The following is a 19,594-nucleotide window of genomic DNA, read 5'->3' on the forward strand; positions in this document are numbered from 1 at the left end:
CAGGCTCTGAGCCGCGGCGCGTGACGGACGGCCGCGCACCACCCCTCGTAGCCCCACATCGCCGGGAAGGACCACGGAGCACATGTCGGACGAACAGAAGCTGAGGGACTACCTCAAGCGCGCCACGGTCGAACTGCACGACTCGCGCAGGCGGCTGAAGGAGGCGGAGGCCGACCGGTCCGAGCCGATGGCCGTCGTCTCCATGGCCTGCCGCTTCCCCGGCGGGGTGCGCTCGCCCGAGGACCTGTGGGACTTCCTGCTCGACGGCCGGGAAGCGGGCAGCGCCTTCCCCGCCGACCGGGGCTGGACCCGGCCCGAGGACGGCGCGGGCGGGGTGCGGGTGGGCGGGTTCCTGCACGACGCGGCCGACTTCGACGCCGAGTTCTTCGGTATCTCGCCGCGCGAGGCCCTCGCCATGGACCCGCAGCAAAGGCTGTTCCTGGAGACCTCCTGGGAGGCCCTGGAGCGCGCCGGGATCGACCCGAGGGCGCTCAAGGGCAGCAGCACCGGCATCTTCGCGGGGCGCGTCACCGAGGACTACGGCCTGGTGCTCGCCGACCCCAGCGACGAGATCGAGCCCTACCGGCTGACGGGCCTGGCGGGCAGCGTCCTGTCCGGCCGGCTCTCGTACATTCTGGGCATGGAGGGCCCGGCGGTCACCGTCGACACCGCCTGCTCCACCTCGCTGGTCGCGCTGCACATGGCGGTGCGCTCGCTGCGCCGCCGCGAGTGCTCGCTCGCCCTGGTCGGCGGCGCGACCGTGCTGGCGACCCCCGACAGCTTCACCGACTTCGGGCGGCGCGGGGCCCTCAGCCCGGACGGGCGCATCAAGGCGTTCGGCGCCGGGGCCGACGGCACGGCCCTGGCCGAGGGTGTGGGCGTCCTGGTCGTCGAACGGCTCTCCGAGGCCCGGCGCCTGGGCCACCCCGTGCTGGCCGTGGTCCGCGGCACCGCCGTCCACCAGGAGGGCAACAGCGGGGGCGTCCCGGGCCGCCGCGCCCGGCGCCGCGTCATCGAACAGGCCCTGGCCGACGCCGGTCTCGCCCCGTCCGACGTGGACGCGGTGGAGGCGCATGGCGAGGGCACCCTGGCCGGGGACCTGGCCGAGGCGGCGGCGCTCGCCGCGGCGTACGGCAAGGGCCGCCAGGAGGACCGGCCGCTGCTGGTCGGCACCGTCAAGTCCCAGCTCGGACACACCCTGGCCGCCGCCGGTCTGGCGGGCATCGTCCGTACGGTGATGGCGCTGCGCCACGGTGAGCTCCCGGCGACGCTGCACACCGGCACACCGTCCCCGCACATCGACTGGGACGGCGGCCCGCTGGAGCTGCTGACCCGCAGGACACCGTGGCCCGAGACCGGGCGTCCGCGCCGCGCGGGCGTGTCCGCCTCCGGGATCACCGGCACCCACGCCCACGTCATCCTGGAGCAGGCCCCCGAGCCGGAGCCCCAGTCCGAGCCGCAGCCCGAGCCCCAGTCCGAGCCGCAGGAGGCCTCCCGGGCGCTCCCGGCGGTCCTGCCGTTCGTCCTGTCGGGCGCGGGGGAGGGCGCGTTGCGCGCCCAGGCCGCGCGGCTGCGCGCCTTCCTGGCCACCGGGCAGGAGCCCGCCGCGGCGGACGTCGCCCTGTCGCTGGCCGTCACCCGCTCCGCGCTCGGCCATCGCGCGGTCGTCCTCGGCGCGGACCGGGCCGAGCTCACCGCGGGCCTGGACGCGCTCGCCAGGGGCGCCGCCTCCCCCCAGGTCGTCAAGGGGGGCGGGGCCGGGCGCGGCCACGGCAAGACCGTGTTCGTCTTCCCCGGCCAGGGCAGCCAGTGGGTCGGCATGGCCCGCGAACTCCTCGCCGCCGACCCGGTGTTCCAAGGCCGCTTCGAGGAGTGCGCGCGGGTGCTGCGCCGCCACGTCGACTGGGACCCGGCCCGGGCGCTCGGCGACGCGGCCGCGCTGGAGCGCATCGAGGTGCTCCAGCCGGTCCTGTTCGCCGTCAACATCGCGCTCGCCGCCGTGTGGCAGGCGCGCGGCATCCACCCCGACGCCGTCGTCGGCCACTCCCAGGGCGAGGTCGCCGCCGCCCACGTCGCCGGATCGCTCACCCTGGAGGACGCCGTCCGCGTCATCCTGGTGCGCTCGCGGCTGTTCGCCGAGGAGCTGACCGGGCACGGCGCCGTCGCCTCCCTCCAGATGGGCGAGGACGAGCTCGCGCGCCGCCTTGAGGCCTACCCCGGCCGGCTGTGGACCGCGGGTGTCAACGGCCCCACCGCCGTCACCGTCGCGGGCGACAACGACGCCCTCGAAGAGCTCGTCGCGGCGGTGACCGCCGAAGGGATACGGGCGCGCATCGTGCCCTCCACGGTCGCCTCCCACAGCCCCAAGGTGGAGCCGCTGCGCGAACGCCTGCTGGCCGAGCTCGACTTCGTCACCCCCACCAAGGCCGCGCTGCCGCAGTACTCGACGGCCCTGGGCACCGTCCTGGACGGCACCGAGCTGGGCGCCGAGTACTGGTACGAGAACTGCCGCCGCCCCGTCTCCTTCGCCCCGGCCATGCACACCCTGCTGGCCGCCGGGCACACCACGTTCATCGAGGTCAGCGCACACCCGGTGCTCACCACCGCCGCCGAGGAGAGCGCCGAGGCGGCCGGCGCCCGGATCACCGCGCTCGCCACGCTCCGCAGGGGCCAGGGCGGACTCGACCGGCTGCACGCCTCGCTCGCCGAGGCGTGGGTGCGGGGCCTGCCGGTGGACTGGAGCACCGAGTTCACCGGCACCGCCGCCCACCGGATCGACCTGCCCACCTACCCGTTCCAGCGCAAGCGCTACTGGTTCCTGCCCGAGGCCGCCGACAGCGCCCGCACCCGGGCGCAGGGGCCCGCGCTGAACGCGCTGTGGGAGGCGGTCGACAGCGGGGACGCGCCCGGCGCCGCCCAGGCGCTGCGCCTGGGCGGCGCCGGGCGGGCCGGAGCGCTGCGCGAGCTGCTGCCCGCGCTGGCCACCTGGCGCCGCGGCCGCCGTATCCGTACGGCCCTGTCCTCCTGGCACCACCGGGCCGTGTGGCGGCCGCTGCCCGAGCCCGACGACGCGCTCCTGTCCGGCGACTGGCTGCTCGTCACCCGCAGCGGCGACAGCGCGGCGGACGCGGTCGAGGCCGCGCTGGCCCGGCACGGCGCCCGCGTGCGGCGCGTCGAGAACGACCCCGAGAACGCCGACGCCGAGCTGCTGGCCGCGCGGCTCGCCCGGGCGGACGCGGCGGGCGCCACTGGTGTGGTGGAGCTGGCGACCACGCCCGGCGACCCGCACGAGGGCGGGGTGGGCACGACCGCCGTCCTGCTGCGCGCCCTCGCCGCGCTCGGCGCCGCAGCGCCCGTGTGGACGCTCACCCAGGGCGCCGTCACCACCGGCCCGCGCGACGCGGTGGCCGGGCCCGCCCAGGCCCAGCTGTGGGACCTGGCCCGCGCGGCGGTACGGGAGAACCCGGCGCTGCGGGGCGGCCTGATCGACCTTCCGGCGCATCTGGACGAGCGGACCGGCACCCGGCTCGCCCTGCTGCTGGCCGCCTCCGGCGACCCGGACGGCGAACGGGAACTGGCCGTGCGCGCCACCGGTGTCCTGGCCCGCCGACTGGTGCGCGCCGACGCCCCGGCGGCGCCCGGCGAGGCCTGGTCCACCGACGGCGCGGCGCTGGTCACCGGCGGCCTCACCGGCCCCGGCCCGCACGTGGCCCGCTGGCTGGCCCGGGCGGGCGCGCGGCACCTGGTGCTGACCGAGGCGCAGCTGCCCGATACGCGGCGCAGCGCCGCGCTGGTCGCCGAACTCGCCGCCCTCGGCGCCGGGGTGACACTCGTCGAGGCCGACCCGGCCGCCCCCGGGGCACTGGCCCGCGCCCTCGCGGCGGTGCCCGAAGGCCTGGAGCTGAGGACCGTCGTGCACACCGGCGCCGCGCGCGGCGCGGAGCCGACGGCCACCGGCCCCGAGGAGCACGCCCGGCTGCTCGCGGCCGAGGCGGCCGCCGCCTGGCATCTGCACGACCTCACCCGCGGCCTGCCGCTCACCGCGTTCGTCCTGTTCGCCACGCTCGACGGGGCGCTCGGCGGCGGGCACGCGGCAGGCAACGCCTACTTCGACGCGCTCGCCGCGCACCGCGCCGCCGAGGGGCTGCCCGCCGCCTCGGTGACCTGGGGCCCGTGGGCCGAGGACCGCACTCCCGTACGGGAGGAGCCCGGCGCCGTCCGCCCCCTCGACCCCGAACTGGCGTCGGCCGCCCTGGAGGAGATCCTGCGGCGCGGCGACAGCGCGGCCCTGGTCGCCGACGCCGACTGGCACCGCCATCTCGCCGCGCTCGGCCCGGCGGTGCCGGCGGCGCTGCTCGCCGAGCTCCCCGGAGCCGCGCCCGCGCCGCGCCGCGCGGCGGCCGCGTCCGGCGCCGCGCCGCAGGAGGGGCCCGCACCGGCCGCGCTGCGCGCCTCGCTCGCCCGGCTCGCCCCGGCCGAGCTGCACCGCGAGGTACTCGCCCTGGTCTGCCGCGAGATCGCCGCGGTCCTCGGCCACGCGGACGCCGCCTCGCTCGATCCGGCCCTGATGTTCCTGGAGCTCGGCCTCGACTCGCTCACCACGGTCGAGCTGCGCAACCGGCTCGCCGCCGCCACCGGGGCCCGGCTGACCGTCCGCGCCATCCTCGAACAGCGCACCCCTCACGCGCTGGCGGCCCACCTCGCCGCCGAACTGGCCCGGCCCGGCGCCGGCGCGCCGCAGGCGCCCGGGACCGGTCTGCTCGCCCCGCTGTTCTCGCGGGCCCGTAAGGAGGGCCGGGCGGGGGAGTACGTGCGGTTCCTGACCGCCGCCGCCGGATACCGCGCCTCCTTCGGGGAGGTGCCCGAGGAGCGCGACCTGCCCGAGGCGGTCCCGCTCGCCTCCGGCCCCGGCGGTGTCGCGCTGTTCTGCCTGCCGAGCCCGCTGGGCGCCGCGGGCCCGGAGCAGTTCGCCGACTTCGCCGCGCACTTCGAGGGCGCGTACGACGTCACCGCGCTCAGCCTGCCGGGCCTGCGGGCGGGCGAGCGCGTGCCGGGGAGCCTGGACGCGCTGGCCGCGGCCGTCGCCGAGGCGGTACGCCGCCGGGCCCAGGGAGCACCGGCCGTGCTGGCCGGCCACGGCGCCGCAGGTCTGCTCGCGCGGGCCGCCGCGGCCCGCCTGGAGGCGGCCGGGGACGCGGTGGCCGGTGTCGTCCTGCTGGACACGGCGCTGCTGAGCGAGGACGAACTCGCCGCCGAACACGGGCCGTTCCTGGACGCGCCGCCCGCGACCGAGGCGGCCCGGGAAGTGCGGCTGACCGCGCTGGGCGCCTACGTCCCGCTGCTCACCGGCCCGCCCGCGCCCGCTCCCGCCGCACCCGTCCTGCTGGTGCGCACCGCCGATCGCGCGGACCGGGCATCCCGGCCCGCCGCGCACCGCACGGTGCGGGCACCGGGCGACCGCTTCTCCCTGCTCACCCACCACGCCCCCGCGACCGCCCGGCTGGTCCGGGCCTGGCTGCCGGCTCCCGCCGAGCCCGCCCCGCAATCCTCGGAACGAAGGAGCACGCCCGCATGACCGAGAGCACCCTGCCCGCATCCGAAAGCGGCAGCACCCCCGTTCTGATCGTCGGAGCCGGGCCGTGCGGCCTGGCGCTCGCCTGCGAACTGATGCAGCTCGGGGTCCCGGTGCGGATCCTGGAGGCCCGCACCGACCGGGCCATCGGCTCCCGGGCCGTGCAGCTGTGGCCGCTCGGCCTCGACGTCCTGCGCACCGTCGGCGTCCTGGACGAGGCGCTGCGCCGGGGCCTGCGCGTCCACAGCAACGTGTACCACCTGCGCGACAGCGTGCTGACCGTGCCGCTGGGCGGCAACGAGCCGCTGCTGCTGCCCCAGGAGCAGACCATGGAGCTCCTGGAGGAAGCCCTGGAGCGGCTGGGCGGACGCGTCGAGCGGGGCGTGCGCGTCACCGCCGTCGAGCTCACCGACTCCGGCGCGAGCGTCAAGGCGGAGGGACCCGACGGCGTCATGCAGCTGATCGAGGCCGACTGGCTGGTCGGCGCGGACGGCGTGCACAGCGTCGTCCGCGACCAGCTCGGCATCGAGTTCGGCGGGGTGCGGCTGCCGCTGGACTTCCTGCTCGCCGAGGGCCGTATCGAGGGCGACTACGAGCCCGGCACCCTGCACTACCACCTCGGCCCCAAGGGCTCGGTCGTCTTCGGCCCGATGCCCGGCGGCAGGGTCCGCGTCTCGGGCGTGCTGGCCCCCGGCTTCCCGCTCACCACCGAGGCCGTCCAGGAGCTCCTGGACGAGCGCACCGGCGGCGGGCTGAAGGTCGTCGAACTGGACACCCTCGCCACCTTCGCCACCGCCGAGCGGATCGCCGCCGGTATGCGCCGGGGCCGGGCGTTCCTGGTGGGCGACGCCGCCCACACCCACACCCCGGTCGGCGGCCAGGGCCTCAACCTGGGGCTCCAGGACGCCCACAACCTGGCGTGGAAGCTGGCCGCCGTCATCAACGGCCAGTACGCGCCCGCCCTGCTGGACAGCTACGAGCCCGAGCGCCTGCAGGCCGCCCGGCAGATCGTCACCACCACCCACCGGCTGATCAAGATGTTCACCCTCGGCCCGGCCGCCTCCCGGGTGCAGAACGCCTCCTGGAAGGTGCTCGGCGCCACCGGGGTGCTGCGCAACTGGTTCGTGCCGCTGCTCGCCGGACGCCGGGTGCGCTACCCCGAGGTGCTGCTGCCCGCGCACCGGCCCGCCTCCGAGCGGCGCGGCGCTGCGCTGCGCCTGCCCGGCCGCGCCCTGCCCAAGCCCGGCGCGCGGGCCCCGCACTGGGTGCCCGCCGCCGCTCCCGGCGCCGGCACGGGCTTTCGTCTGCTGACGCTGGGGCGCCCGGCCGGTTCGGCCCTGGCCGGCCGCGGCCGGCGCCTGGCCCAGGCGCACAGCGCGGCCCTCACCCACGAGCACCACACCCGGTGGGGCACGACCGGCTACGTCCTGGTCCGCCCCGACGGCTACGTCGCCGCCTCCGGCACCGACGCGGCGGGGCTGGACCAGGTGGAGAGCCTGCTCATCGGCCTGCGGGCCGGGCGGCTCACCCCGTCCGCCTGACCACGAAGAAGGAACAGGTATGCACAGCACCCTCGTCGGCGCGGTCCCGGCGGCCCGGACGGCCCCCGTCCCGTCCCCGGCCGCACCCGTCCCGGCCCCCGCGCCGGCTCCCCAGCCCACCTTCGCCGACCTGCGCGCCGAACTCGCCCGCCGCAAGGAGGCAGCCGTCCAGGGCCCGGACCCCGCGGCCACCGAACGCCAGCACGCCAAGGGCAAACTGACCGCCCGCGAGCGCATCGGCCTGCTCCTGGACAAGGACAGCTTCACCGAGGTGGAGGGGCTGCGCAGGCACCGCGCGACCGGCTTCGGCATGGAGGAGCGCCGCCCGTCCACGGACGGCGTCGTCACCGGCTGGGGCACCGTCCACGGCCGGACGGTCTTCGTCTACGCGCACGACTTCCGCATCTTCGGCGGCGCGCTCGGCGAGGCGCACGCCGCCAAGATCCACAAGCTGATGGACCTGGCGCTGGCCGCCGGGGCCCCGCTGGTCTCCCTCAACGACGGCGCGGGCGCCCGTATCCAGGAGGGCGTCACGGCGCTTGCGGGCTACGGCGGCATCTTCCAGCGCAACACGCGGGCCTCCGGCGTCATCCCGCAGATCTCCGTGATGCTCGGCCCGTGCGCGGGCGGCGCCGCCTACTCGCCCGCCCTGACCGACTTCGTCTTCATGGTCCGCGGCACCTCGCAGATGTTCCTCACCGGGCCCGACGTGGTGCGGACCGTCACCGGCGAGGAGGTCAGCCAGGACGGGCTCGGCGGCGCCGACGTCCACGCGGCGACCTCGGGGGTGGCCACCTTCGCCTACGACGACGAGGAGACCTGCCTGGAGGAGGTCCGCTACCTGCTCTCGCTGCTGCCGTCGAACAACCGCGAGCTGCCTCCCGCGGCCGCCTCGGGCGACCGGGCCGACCGCCGCACCGAGTCGCTGGCCGGCCTGGTGCCGCTGTCCGCGAAGGACTCGTACGACATGCGCGCCGTCATCGAGGAGATCGTCGACGAGGGCGACTACTTCGAGGTCCACCCCGACTGGGCGCTCAACGTGGTGTGCGCGCTGGCGCGCCTGGACGGCCAGGTCGTCGCCGTCGTGGCCAACCAGCCCCGGGCGATGGCCGGGGCGCTCGACATCTCCGCCTCCGAGAAGGCGGCCCGCTTCGTGCAGTTCTGCGACGCGTTCAACATCCCGCTGGTCACGCTGGTGGACGTGCCCGGCTTCCTGCCGGGCGTGGCCCAGGAGCACGGCGGGATCATCCGGCACGGCGCCAAGCTGCTGTACGCGTACTGCAACGCCACCGTGCCGCGGATCTCGCTGATCCTGCGCAAGGCCTACGGCGGCGCGTACATCGTCATGGACTCCCAGTCCATCGGCGCCGACCTGTCGCTGGCCTGGCCGAGCAACGAGATCGCGGTGATGGGCGCCGAAGGCGCGGCCAACGTGGTGTTCCGCCGCGAGATCAACGGCTCCGACGACCCCGAGACGATGCGCGCGCACAAGATCGCGGAGTACAAGGCGGAGCTCATGCACCCCTACCACGCCGCCGAACGCGGCCTGGTGGACGACGTGATCGACCCGGCCGACACCCGCACCGTGCTGATCAGGTCGCTGGCGATGCTGCGGTCCAAGCACGCCGACCTGCCCTCGCGCAAGCACGGCAACCAGCCCGCCTGACCCGCACCCGCCCCCCACCACCGCCAAGGAGCAGCGCATGCCCCAGCAACCGCCCGCCGCACCGCGGAGCTTCATCGAGGGACTCGCCTCGGGACGCCTCCCCTGGGAGCTGTTCGCCGACTTCCCCGAGCCCGGCCCCGAGGAGCCGCCCGCCCAGCGCGAAGCCCTCGCGGAGCTCGGCGGGCTCGTCGACGCCCGGGTCGACGGCGACGAGGTGGACCGTACGGGCGTATGGCCCGAGGGACTGGTCGAGGAGCTCCGCGCCCGGGGCTTCTTCCAGCTGCGCGGCCCCTCGGGGCGGGGCCTGACCCCCTACGGCCTGGTCCAGCTCGCGGCGCGGGCGGACAGCCGCTCCATGGGTGTGGGGCAGATGCTGCTGGTGCAGAACGGCATCGCCGCCGGCGCGCTGCTGCCCGCCCTGGAGCCCGGCCCGCTGTACGACTTCCTCAGCGCGCACAGCGCGGCGGGCGCCATCTCCGGCTTCGGCGACACCGACCCGGCGGGCCAGAACAACACCCTGCCCGCCACCACCGCCACCCTCACCGAGGACGGCTCGGCCTATCTGCTCGACGGCGAGAAGCTCTTCATCGCCAACGCGCACCTGGCCGACGTCATCGGGGTCTCCGCCACCGTCACCGGCCCCGGCGGACCCGTGGCGGGCGTCTTCTTCCTGCCCACCGACACCCCCGGCTTCGAGGTCATCTCGCCGAGCGAGTTCATCGGCGTCAACGGCCTGTCGGCGTCGTTCCGGCTCACCGGCGCGCGGGTCCCGGCCGAGCGCGCCCTGCTGGGCGACGCCACCATGCGCCTGCCCCGGGCCATCGCCCTCCAGGGCTCCTACGGCCGCACCGCGTTCGCGTCGGCGGGCGCCCTGGCGGTGCTGCGCAACTGCCTGGAGTACACCGGCGAGTTCGTCGCCCGGCGCCGTATCGACGGACGCCCGCTGGCCGAGTACGACAAGATCCAGCGGATCATCGCCGCCAACCTGTCCGACGAGTTCGCCGTGGAGAGCGCGGTGCGCTGGACCATGCTGGAGCGCGGCCCAAAGGACCGGGCCTTCGAGCTGTACGTCACCAAGAACCTGGCCGCCGAACGCGGCTGGCGGGCCAGCGACCGCACCGTCTCGCTGCTCGGCGGCGAGGGCATCGAGACCGAGCGCAGCAAGCGCCGCCGGGGGGCCGTGCCGCACCCCGTGGAGCGCTACCACCGCGACGCGCGCACCCTGCGCGTCGTCGGCAACGTCGACTTCATCAACGACCACCGCGCCGGGCGCATGCTGCTCGCCCGCCACCAGGCCGGGGCCCCGGCCGCGTTCCAGGCCCCCGAGATCTCCGGCACCCGGCTCAGCGAGGCCAACCGCCGTCATCTGGGGGCCGCCGCCAGCGTCTTCCCGGAGCTCTACCTGGCCTGCCGCCGGCTCGTGGCCGCGGGACTGGACCCGGCCGGGCAGGAGGAGGCGGTGATCCTGGTGGGCCGCCTCGCCACCGAGCTCTTCGCGCTCTGCGCGGTGCTGGGCCGCGCTCAGAGCGAAGGGGACGGCCCCGCCCAGGACCTCGCCGACGTGTACGCCGAGGCGGCCCTGCACCGTGTCACCTCGCTCATCCGGCGCCTGAGCGCCGAAGAACGCTCCGACGTGCCCGACTACGCCGGGATCAGCCGCGCCTGGCTGGCGGCCGGCCGCCCCTCCCAGGACCCCGCCGCGGGGCCCGCGAAAGAAAGGGTCCACTCGTGACCGCCCTCCCCGTCACCGCCGGACTGCCCGGCGTCCTCGACGGCTTCGACCTCACCGACCACACCCGCTTCACCGACGGCGTGCCCTACGCCCTGTTCGCCCGGCTGCGCCGCGAGGCGCCCCTGCTGTTCCACCCGCCGGGCGCCACCGGCACCGACGGCGAGGGCTTCTGGGTGCTCACCCGGTACGCCGACATCGCGGCCGTCGCCGCCGACCCGGCGTTCTCCGCCCAGGGCGGCCCCGGCCGCAAGGGCGGCGGCACCCATCTGGAGGACATGGAGATCGGCGTCCACGCCGGGGTCCTGCTGCCGATGATGGACGACCCGCGCCACCAGGTGTTCAAGGACATGATCACCCCGTCGCTCACGGGGCCCTCCTCGCTGGTCGCCGACGACGAACTGGGCGGCCACGCCGCCGAGCTCGTCGACGCGGTGCTCGCGCGCGGCACCGTCGACCTCGTCGACGAACTGGCCGAACCGTACGCCCTGCGGGCCGTCGCCGGTCTCTTCGGCGCCCCCGAGGACGTCTGGGACCGCCTGCTGACCTGGGTGCACGGGGTGGTGGGCCTGGCCAACCGCCGCACCGGGCAGGCCGACGACTTCTCCCGCACCACCTTCATGACCATGGCCCGCTACTTCCAGGACCTGCTGGCCGCCAAGCGGGAGACGCCCGGCCAGGACTTCGGCTCGCTGCTCGCCCACGGCCACCTCGCCCACGGCTCCGGCGAGCCGCCGCTGAGCGCCCACGAGCGCGAGCACAACTTCCTCGTCCTGCTGATGCACGGCTACGAGCAGGTGCGCAACGTGCTGGCCGCCGCCCTGCTCGCGCTCGCCGAGCACCCCGAACAGTGGCAACTGCTGCGCGAGGACCGCTCGCTGGTGCCCGGCGCCATCGAGGAACTGCTGCGCTGGACGCCGCCCAACCCGTACAACCGGCGCACCGCGACCCGCGACGTCGCGATGCACGGCCAGCTGATCCGGGCGGGCGACAAGGTCACCCTGTGGTGGCCGTCGGCCAACCGCGACGAGTCGGTCTTCACCGACCCCGACACGTTCGACGTACGCAGGAACCCCAACCCGCACCTGTCCTTCGGCGCCGGTGTCCACGACTGCGCCGGCGCGGACGCCGCCCGGCGCGCCCTGCGCCCGCTGCTGGAGCGGCTGTTGGACCGCGTCGCCCGGATCCGGCCCGCCGGGCCCGCCATCCACACCCCCTACAACAAGCACACCGTGCTGCTCGACCTGCCCGTCGAGCTGCTGCCCGCGTGAGAGTCCCCGAGGAGAGCCCCGTATGACCGAGATGCTCGCGCCGACCGAAGAGAACAAGCCGCCGCAGGTCCTGCCGTACGACCCGCTGAACCCGGAGTTCCTGGCGAACCCGTACGAGAACTACGCCAGGCTGCGGGAGCAGGCGGCGGTGCACCGCACCGACGCCGGTGTCGCGGTGATGACCTACAAGGAGGTCAACAAGGCGCTGCGCGACCCGCGCCTGGGCCACGGCGATGGCCTGGGCGTGCAGGACGCCAAACTCCCCACGCCCGAGGGCCCCGGGGACGGCCTGATGCTGATGGACCCGCCGGACCACACCCGGCTGCGGTCCCTGGTCAACCGCGCCTTCACCCCCCGGGTGGTGCAGCGGCTGCGCCCGGTCATCGAGGAGATAGCCGTCGAACTGCTCACCGCGGCCCGCGAGCGGCACGGCGACGGGCCGGTGGACCTGTCCGTCGAGTTCAGCCGCCCGCTCGCGGTGCGCTCCGTCAACCGCCTGGTCGGCGTGCCCGAGGAGTACACCCAGCGGTGCATCGACTTCGGCCGCGACGGCGGCCGGGGCCTGGACCCGGGCTTCACCCTCACCCCCGAGCAGGACCGCCAGCGCCACGCGGTGCGCGAGGGCGTCATGGAGATCGGCCTGGAGATCATCGCGGACCGCCGGGCCAATCCGCGCGAGGACGACCTGGTCACCGATCTGATCCGGGCCGAGGAGGCCGGCGACCGGCTCACCGACACCGAGCTGCTGCTGACCATCTCCATGATCTTCCTGGCCGGGTTCGCCGCGCCGCAGGCGATGCTCGGGCTCTCGGCGGTCGCCCTGATGAACCACCCCGAGCAGCGTGCCTACTACGTCGAGCACCCGGAGCACGCCGACCGCTCGGTGGAGGAACTGCTGCGCTACGACGGCACGGTGCAGCTCGTGGAGCGCATGGCCCTGGAGGACACCGTGGTGGGCGGCGTCGAGGTCAAGGCGGGCGAGGAGGTCTACCTCATGCTCGCCTCCGGCAACCGCGACCCCGAGGTCTACGAGAACCCGGACGCGCTGGACCTGGCCCGCACCGGCCCGCGCAACCTCGGCTTCGGGCACGGCATCCACTACTGCGTGGCGGCCCCGGTGGCCAAGCTGATCACCGAGGTGGGCCTCAACGTGCTGTTCGGGCAGTTCACGCCCGAGCTGCTCACCCCCGCCCCGCCGACCAACGGCGCCATCACCCAGCGCAGTTACAGCGAGATCCCGGTCACGCTGGGCCCCGCGCACTAGCCCAGGACCCTTTGCGGTCCGGTAGAATCGATCATGTCTGCTGCGGTGACGGTCCATCACCGCGTTCTTTGCCACGCTGTCTGCGTCGTGCGCGCGCTCACCTCTTCGTTTCGAGGGGTTTTGCCATGAGCGTGTCCGTCAACGACCTTCTGAAGAAGTACATCGAGGTCTTCAACGAGACCGACGACGCCCGTCGCCGGGCCGGGGTCAGCGCACTCTTCACCGAGGACGCGATCTACTCCGACCCGATGGGCGAGGTCGTCGGCTGGGAAGGCATCGAGGGGTATCTGCGGGCCTTCCGCCAGCAGGCCCCCGGGCTGATCTTCGCCCTGGGCGAGGTCAAGGCCCACCACGACGTCGTGCTGTTCGCCTGGGACGCCGCCCCCGAGGGCGGTGCCCCGATCGCCAGCGGCAAGGACTACGTGCTGCTGCGCGACGGCCGCATCGCGCGGCTGCACGGCTTCTTCGACTGAGCCCGCTCCACGAGCGGTCCACCGGGCCTGCGCCCGGCCGGGATTCCCGGCCGGGCGCTTCGCCTTGCCCGGCGGAGGGAGGGGGAGGGACGGGAGCCCCTCCCCCTTTTTTCGTACGGTTCAGCAGGCGCCCAGGGCCAGCAGGGACTGGCGCATCTCGGCGTGGAAGAGCTTGCTCGGCTGCCGGGTCTGGGCGCCGAGGTGCCCGTACACCTCCAGCGACACCAGGCCCTGCATCCGCGCCCACAGCCGCAGCGCGCCCGCCAGGGCCGCCGGAGAGGCCTCGGGGTGGGTGGCGCGCACCCGGGCGACGAAGCCGGGCTCGAAGTCCTCCCAGCCGTACGGGTGGGTGCCCGCCGCGGGCTCCGGCGCGCCCCGCAGGCGCAGACACGCGGCCACCAGGCCGGTGAGCAGGGCGGGGGCCCGGTGGGCGGCCTCCGGCACCGGCTGCCCCTCGCCCGCGGGGTGACCGTGGATCAGATGGAAGTGGCGCGGGTGGGAGATGCCCCAGTCCCGGTAGGCGTGGCCGAGCGCGAACACCGCGGCGGCCGGGCCCTCTTGGGCGGCGCCGCGGCAGGCGGCCTCCAGGAGGTCGGCCAGGGCCGTGTGGAGGTCCGCGATCAGCGCGGTGATCAGCGCCTCGCGGGTGTCGAAGTAGCTGTAGATGGCGCCGGCCGTCATGCCCATCTCGCGGGCGATGGCGCGCAGCGAGAGGGCGCCCGAGCCCCCGCCGGCCAGGTGGTCGAGGGCCGTCGCCTTGATCTGGGAGGTCGTGTGTGCCCGAAGGCGCTCGCGCCGGCTCTTCCGTGGGATCCCCATGCTTGACACTCTACGGTGCATGATTCCTATACTGCATATGAAAGTTAAACACTGTGTAGGTAGTGCGCGCAGTGCAGACAGCGGCAGACACTCCCGGGTGGACCCCCCGGACGTACGGCACTTCGGTGCCGTCACCCCGTAGGCAACGCGAAGGCTCCGGCCGGTATCCCCGGCCGGAGCCTTCGCGTTGCCCGCACCCCGGCTCTGACACCGGGGTGCGGCGCCTCACGCCCGTACCGGGACCGGCAGCGCCGCCAGCCACTCCCGCACCGCCCGTGCCGTGTGCGGCGCGTGCTCCTCGATGAGGGTGAAGTGGTCGCCGGGCGCGTCCAGGACCGTGGCGAGCGCGGTCAGTTCGGCCCGGTCCGGGCCCGAGGCCCCCCAGCCGTGGTCGCCCGCCCGCACCAGCAGGACGGGCGCGTCCAGCGGCTCGGGGCTCCAGTCGGCCAGCAGCCGCAGATAGCCGCCCATGGCGCTCAGGCGGGCGTCGTCAAGGCCGGTCACCTCGGCCCGCCCGGCCATCGCCGTCAGCAGCTCCGGCCCGAACTCCTCCAGCCGGCCGCCCCCGACGGGGAAGGTGTCGAGCAGCACGACCGCCGCGGGCCCGGCTCCCTCGGCCTCCAGGCGGGCCGCCACCGAGTGGGCGAGGAGCCCGCCGGAGGAGTAGCCGAGCAGCGCGTACGGGCCCTGCGGGGCGGCCTCGCGGATCGAGGCGGCCAGCGAGGCGGCCAGCGCCCCCAGGGTCGCGGGCAGTTCCTCGCCGTCGCGGAAACCGGGCAGCGCCAGCGCCGAGACGGCGTGGGCCCCCTCGAAGCCGGCCGCGAGCCGGGCGAACTGCTCGGGCCCGGAGGTGGCCAGCACCGTGGGCAGGCAGAACAGCGCGGGACCCGTCTCGCCGCTGGCCAGGGACACCGGGGCCGACAGCGCCCGGCCCGTCTCGTGGAAGAGCGGCCGGAAGTCGGCGGCGGTGGCCAGCAGCCGGGTGAACTCCCCGGCCCGGCCGTCCTGGACGGCCGCTCGGAAGAGCCCGGTCAGCATCGACTCGGCGGCTTCCCCGGCGCTCTTTTGCGGCTGCCCCAGAGCGGCGGCGAGGGCCTCGGCGAGGGCCTGCGGGGTGCGCTGGTCGAAGATCTGACGAACCGTCAGCCGTACGCCGGTGGCGGCCGTCAGCCGGTTGCGCAGCTCGACCGTGGTGAGCGAGTCCATGCCCAGCTCCAAAAAGCCGCGCCCCGCGTCCACCGCGTCCGCTTCCGCGACGCCGAGGACCCCGGCGATCTCGGCCCGTACGACATCCAGCAGGGCCTTGTCGCGGGCTTCGGCGTCCAGGGTGCCCAGCGCGTCCAGGGCGCCCGGCCGCGCCGCCTCGCCGCCGTCCGCCACCGGCCTGCTCGCGGCCGCCTCCGGAAGCGCGGCGAACAGCGGGCCGCGTCCGGCGGCGGTGGCCGGGACGTAGTCGGGCCACACGATCTCGGCGGCCAGCAGGTCCTCGCCCGCGTCCAGGGCCTGGTCGAGCACGGTCAGGGCGTGCTCGGGGGCGATGGCCGGGATGCCACGGCGGCGCAGCCGCTCGTGGCGCGCCCGCTCCAGCGCGGCGCGGGCCGGATCGGCGAACTCCTCCACCCACACGCCCCACGCCACCGACGTGGCGGGCCGTCCCGCCGCCCGCCGCCGCTGGGCGAGCGCGTCCAGGTGGGCGTTGGCGGCGGCGAACGCGCCCAGACCCACCCCGACGCCCATGCTCCCGGCCAGGGAGGAGAAGAGCACGAACGCCGACAGGTCCATGTCCCGGCTCAGCTCGTCCAGGATCTCCGCCGCGCGCGCCTTGGCGCCCACCACCCGCTCCAGCGAGGCGAGGCCCACGTCGTCGAGCGGGCTCTCCTCCAGCACCTCGGCGCAGTGGAAGACCGCGGTCAGCGGCTCCTCGCCGGGCAGCGCGGCCAGCACCTGGGCGCCCTCGACGAGGTTGGTGAAGTCGCAGCGGGCGATCGTCACCCGTGCGCCCAGCGCCGCGAACGCGTCCCGCAGGCGCGCGCGTTCGGCCGCGTCCGGCTCCTGCGCGGCGGTCAGCAGGAGGTGCCGCGCGCCGGAGGCCGCCAGGTGCCGGGCGACGGCGAGGCCGGTGCCCCGGGTGCCCCCGGTGACCAGGACGGTGCCGTACGGGCGCCGGCCCCCGTGCGGACGGTGGTCGAGCGGGGCCCGCACCACCCGCCGGGCGAGGACCGCCGGGCCGCGCAGGGCGACCCGGTCCTCCCCGCCGGTGAGCACCGAGGCGAGCAAGGTGGCGGCCGAGCCGTCCGGGTCGTCGGCGGGCAGGTCGACGGTGCCGCCCCACAACTGCGGGTGCTCCTCGGCCAGGACGAGCCCCAGCCCCCACACCGCGGCCTGCGCGGGGGAGGCGACCGTGTCCCCGGGCGCCGCCGCGACCGCGCCCCGGGTCAGCGACCACAGCGGCACCTCGGCGCCCAGCCGGGCCAGTGCGCCCACCAGGCTCAGCGTGCCGGTGAGCCCGGCCCGCAGGGCGGGGTGCCCCGGGTGCGGCGCCTCGTCCAGCGCCAGCGCCGAGACGACGCCGGTGAGCGGGCCCGACTCCAGGACGTCGGCGAGCCGTGCCGCCAGCTCCTCCTTGCCGGTGCCGGGGGCGACGGTGAGCCGCGCCACGCTCGCCCCGCCGCGCTCCAGCGCCGTACTCCACACGTCGGCGTCCGGGGCCGCGGGGGACGGGGGGAGCACCAGGAGCCAGCGGCCGGAGGGCGCTCCGCCGCCGGGAGCGGAGGTCTGGTGCCACACCGTGCGGTAGCGCCAGTCGGCGACGGCCGCGTGCTTGCGCTCCTCGCCGTGCAGCTGGGCGAGGGCGCCGAGGACCGGCTCGACGGCGTCCGCCTCACCGACCCCGAGCAGCCGGGCCAGCGCCGCCGGGTCGTCGTCCTCCACGGCCGCCCAGAAGTCGGCGTCCGGTCCGCTCGGGGCGGGGGCGGGCTTGTGGGCCCCGACCCAGTACTTCTTGTGCTGGAAGGCGTACGTCGGCAGCTCCACCGGGCGCGCGGCGGGCGGCGCGGGCCAGCGCACCGCGAGCCCGGCCACCCACGCCCGCGCCAGTCCCTCGCCCGCCGGCAGCGCGTGCAGCACCAGCGCGCCGGCCAGGGCCGCCGCCTCCTCGACAGCCGGGGCGGGACCGGCCAGCACGAACGTGCGGCAGCCCTCGGCGAGCAGCGCGCCGACTGCCGGGCGGGCCGGGCCGAAGCCGTCGGCGACGACCGCGCGGGCGGCGTCCTCGACGGCCAGCTCCCCGGCCAGGACCCGGGTGGCGAGCGGATGTCCGGCGACCGTCTCCACGGGGACACCGTGGTCCTGCCACAGGCCCGCCAGGGCGAGCGCGACGGTGAACAGGACCGGCCCCTCGACCTCTTCGGTGGTGGGCGCGGGCGCGCCGCGCAGCACGTCCTCGACCCGCCACGGCACCAGGGCCTCGACGGCCTCGGCGGCGCCGCGCAGCCGGGCGGCGAACGCGGGGGAGGACGCGAGCAGTTGGGCCGCCGGGGCGAGCAGCGAGGCCGGGTCCTCGGGCAGCACCAGGGCCACCCGGCCCGGCTCGGCGGCCGTGCCGGTGAGCACGCCCGGCCCCGTCTCGCCGTTCGCCAGCAGGCCGAGGGCCGCGGGCAGGGGGCCGTCCAGGACGGCCGCCCGGTGGCGCAGGGCCGCGCGGGTGGTGGCCAGGGCGTGCGCGAGGTCGGCGCGGCGCGCGCCGGGGTTCAGCGCCAGGTGCTCGGCGAGGCGCCGCGCCTGCTCGCGCAGCGCCGTGGGGCTCGCCGCCGACAGGACCAGCGGCGAGGCGGCCTGCGGCGCGGACGGCTCCTCGGGGGCGGCGGGCTCCGGTGCGGGCCGCGGCGGGGCCTGTTCGAGGATCACATGCGCGTTGGTGCCGCTGACGCCGAACGCGGAGACCGCGGCGCGGCGCGGGCGGTCGGTGCGCGGCCAGGGCCCGCTCTCGGTCTGCAGCCGCACCGCGCCCGCCTCCCAGTCGACCATCGGGGTGGGCTCGTCCACGTTCAAGGTGGCCGGGAGCACGCCGTGCGCCATGGCCTGGACCATCTTGATGACGCCGGTGACCCCGGCCGCCGCGCCCGCGTGGCCGAAGTTGGACTTCACCGAGCCCAGCCGCAGCGGCCGGTCGGTCGGGCGGCCCTGCCCGTACGTGGCGAGCAGCGCCTCCGCCTCGATCGGGTCGCCCAGGCGGGTGCCGGTGCCGTGCGCCTCCACCGCGTCGACCTCGGCGGGCGAGAGGGCGCCGCTGTTGAGGGCGGCGCGGATGACGCGCTGCTGGGAGGGCCCGTTGGGGGCGGTCAGCCCGTTGGAGGCGCCGTCCTGGTTGACGGCGGAGCCGCGTACGACCGCGAGGACGTTGTGGCCCAGGCGGCGGGCGTCGGACAGCCGCTCCACCACCAAGGTGCCCACCGCGTCGCACCACGCGGTGCCGTCGGCCGCGCCCGCGAACGCCTTGACCCGCCCGTCGGGCGCCAGGCCCCGCTGGCGGCTGAAGTCCACGAACAGTTGCGGCGTGGAGATCACCGACACCCCGCTGACCAGGGCGAGCGAGCACTCGCCCTGGCGCAGCGCCTGCGCGGCCAGATGCAGCGCGACCAGCGACGACGAGCAGGCGGTGTCGATGGTCATCGACGGGCCGGTGAGGCCGAAGACGCCCGAGACGCGGGCGGCGAGCGCGTTGCCGCCGCCGGTCAGCCGGTGGCCCGCCACGTCCTCGGGCGGGTCGGCGAGCAGCATCGTGTAGTCGTCGACGCTGCACCCGGCGTAGACGGCGGTGTCGCTGCCGCGCAGCGAGGCCGGGTCGATCCCGGCCCGCTCCAGCGCCTCCCAGGTGGTCTCGAGGAGCAGCCGGTGCTGGGGGTCCATGGCCACGGCCTCGGCGTCGGAGATGCCGAAGAACGCGGCGTCGAACTCCCCGGCCTCCGGCATGAAACCGCCGTGGCGCACATACGAGGTGCCCGGCCGGTCGGGGTCGGGGTCGAAGAGGTTCTCCAGGTCCCAGCCCCGGTCCTCGGGGAACTCCCGCAGCGCGTCCTTGCCCGCCGCGACCAGGTCCCACAGGTCCTCGGGCGAGCGCACCCCGCCCGGCATCCGGCAGCTCATCGCCACGATCGCCACCGGGTCGTCGGCGCGCGCCTGAAGGTCCTTCAGCCGCCCCCGGACCTCGCCGAGTTCGACCGTGACCCGCTTGAGGTAGGTGCGCAGCTTGTTCTCGTC

At 76.0% G+C, this 19,594-nt stretch carries 8 protein-coding genes and 1 pseudogene; 7 read left to right on the plus strand and 2 right to left on the minus strand.

The genetic code is table 11. The features are described 5' to 3' along the window. The first annotated feature begins 82 nt into the window (after nucleotides 1–82). From BX283_RS39515 to BX283_RS39545, 7 genes are all read left to right on the plus strand, one after another. Nucleotides 83–5,575: a type I polyketide synthase gene (locus BX283_RS39515; protein ID WP_101393007.1), complete on the plus strand. Its 5,493-nt coding sequence runs from the start codon at nucleotides 83–85 to the stop codon at nucleotides 5,573–5,575. Continuing rightward, complete coding sequence (locus BX283_RS39520) at nucleotides 5,572–7,113, plus strand: FAD-dependent monooxygenase (RefSeq protein WP_101393008.1); 1,542 nt, start codon at nucleotides 5,572–5,574, stop codon at nucleotides 7,111–7,113. Before BX283_RS39515 ends, BX283_RS39520 begins: the two co-directional genes overlap by 4 nt. A gap of 19 nt (nucleotides 7,114–7,132) precedes the next feature. Continuing rightward, nucleotides 7,133–8,779, plus strand: a complete 1,647-nt coding sequence (locus BX283_RS39525) for an acyl-CoA carboxylase subunit beta (protein WP_101393009.1) — start codon at nucleotides 7,133–7,135, stop codon at nucleotides 8,777–8,779. 37 nt (nucleotides 8,780–8,816) lie between these two features. Next, nucleotides 8,817–10,511: an acyl-CoA dehydrogenase family protein gene (locus BX283_RS39530; protein ID WP_101393010.1), complete on the plus strand. Its 1,695-nt coding sequence runs from the start codon at nucleotides 8,817–8,819 to the stop codon at nucleotides 10,509–10,511. Beyond that, entirely contained in the window at nucleotides 10,508–11,779 is a 1,272-nt protein-coding gene (locus BX283_RS39535) for a cytochrome P450 (protein WP_101393011.1), read from the plus strand. The genes BX283_RS39530 and BX283_RS39535 overlap by 4 nt, the downstream gene beginning before the upstream one ends. A gap of 22 nt (nucleotides 11,780–11,801) precedes the next feature. Beyond that, the gene (locus BX283_RS39540) at nucleotides 11,802–13,043 is read left to right on the plus strand and encodes a cytochrome P450 (protein WP_101393012.1); all 1,242 of its coding nucleotides are present in this window, start codon (nucleotides 11,802–11,804) and stop codon (nucleotides 13,041–13,043) included. A 125-nt stretch (nucleotides 13,044–13,168) separates the two neighbouring features. After that, a complete protein-coding gene (locus BX283_RS39545) occupies nucleotides 13,169–13,516 on the plus strand; it encodes a nuclear transport factor 2 family protein (protein WP_101393013.1) in 348 nt (115 codons plus the stop codon). A 120-nt stretch (nucleotides 13,517–13,636) separates the two neighbouring features. Here BX283_RS39545 and BX283_RS39550 read toward each other — a convergent pair whose 3' ends face one another. Then, the gene (locus tag BX283_RS39550; protein WP_101393014.1) at nucleotides 13,637–14,335 is read right to left on the minus strand and encodes a TetR/AcrR family transcriptional regulator; all 699 of its coding nucleotides are present in this window, start codon (nucleotides 14,333–14,335) and stop codon (nucleotides 13,637–13,639) included. 225 nt (nucleotides 14,336–14,560) lie between these two features. Next, a pseudogene (locus BX283_RS39555) lies at nucleotides 14,561–19,591 on the minus strand (SDR family NAD(P)-dependent oxidoreductase); the annotation flags it as partial. Nucleotides 19,592–19,594: the final 3 nt, after the last annotated feature.

Origin of the sequence: Streptomyces sp. TLI_146 (assembly GCF_002846415.1) — a bacterium.
GTDB lineage: Bacteria > Actinomycetota > Actinomycetes > Streptomycetales > Streptomycetaceae > Streptomyces.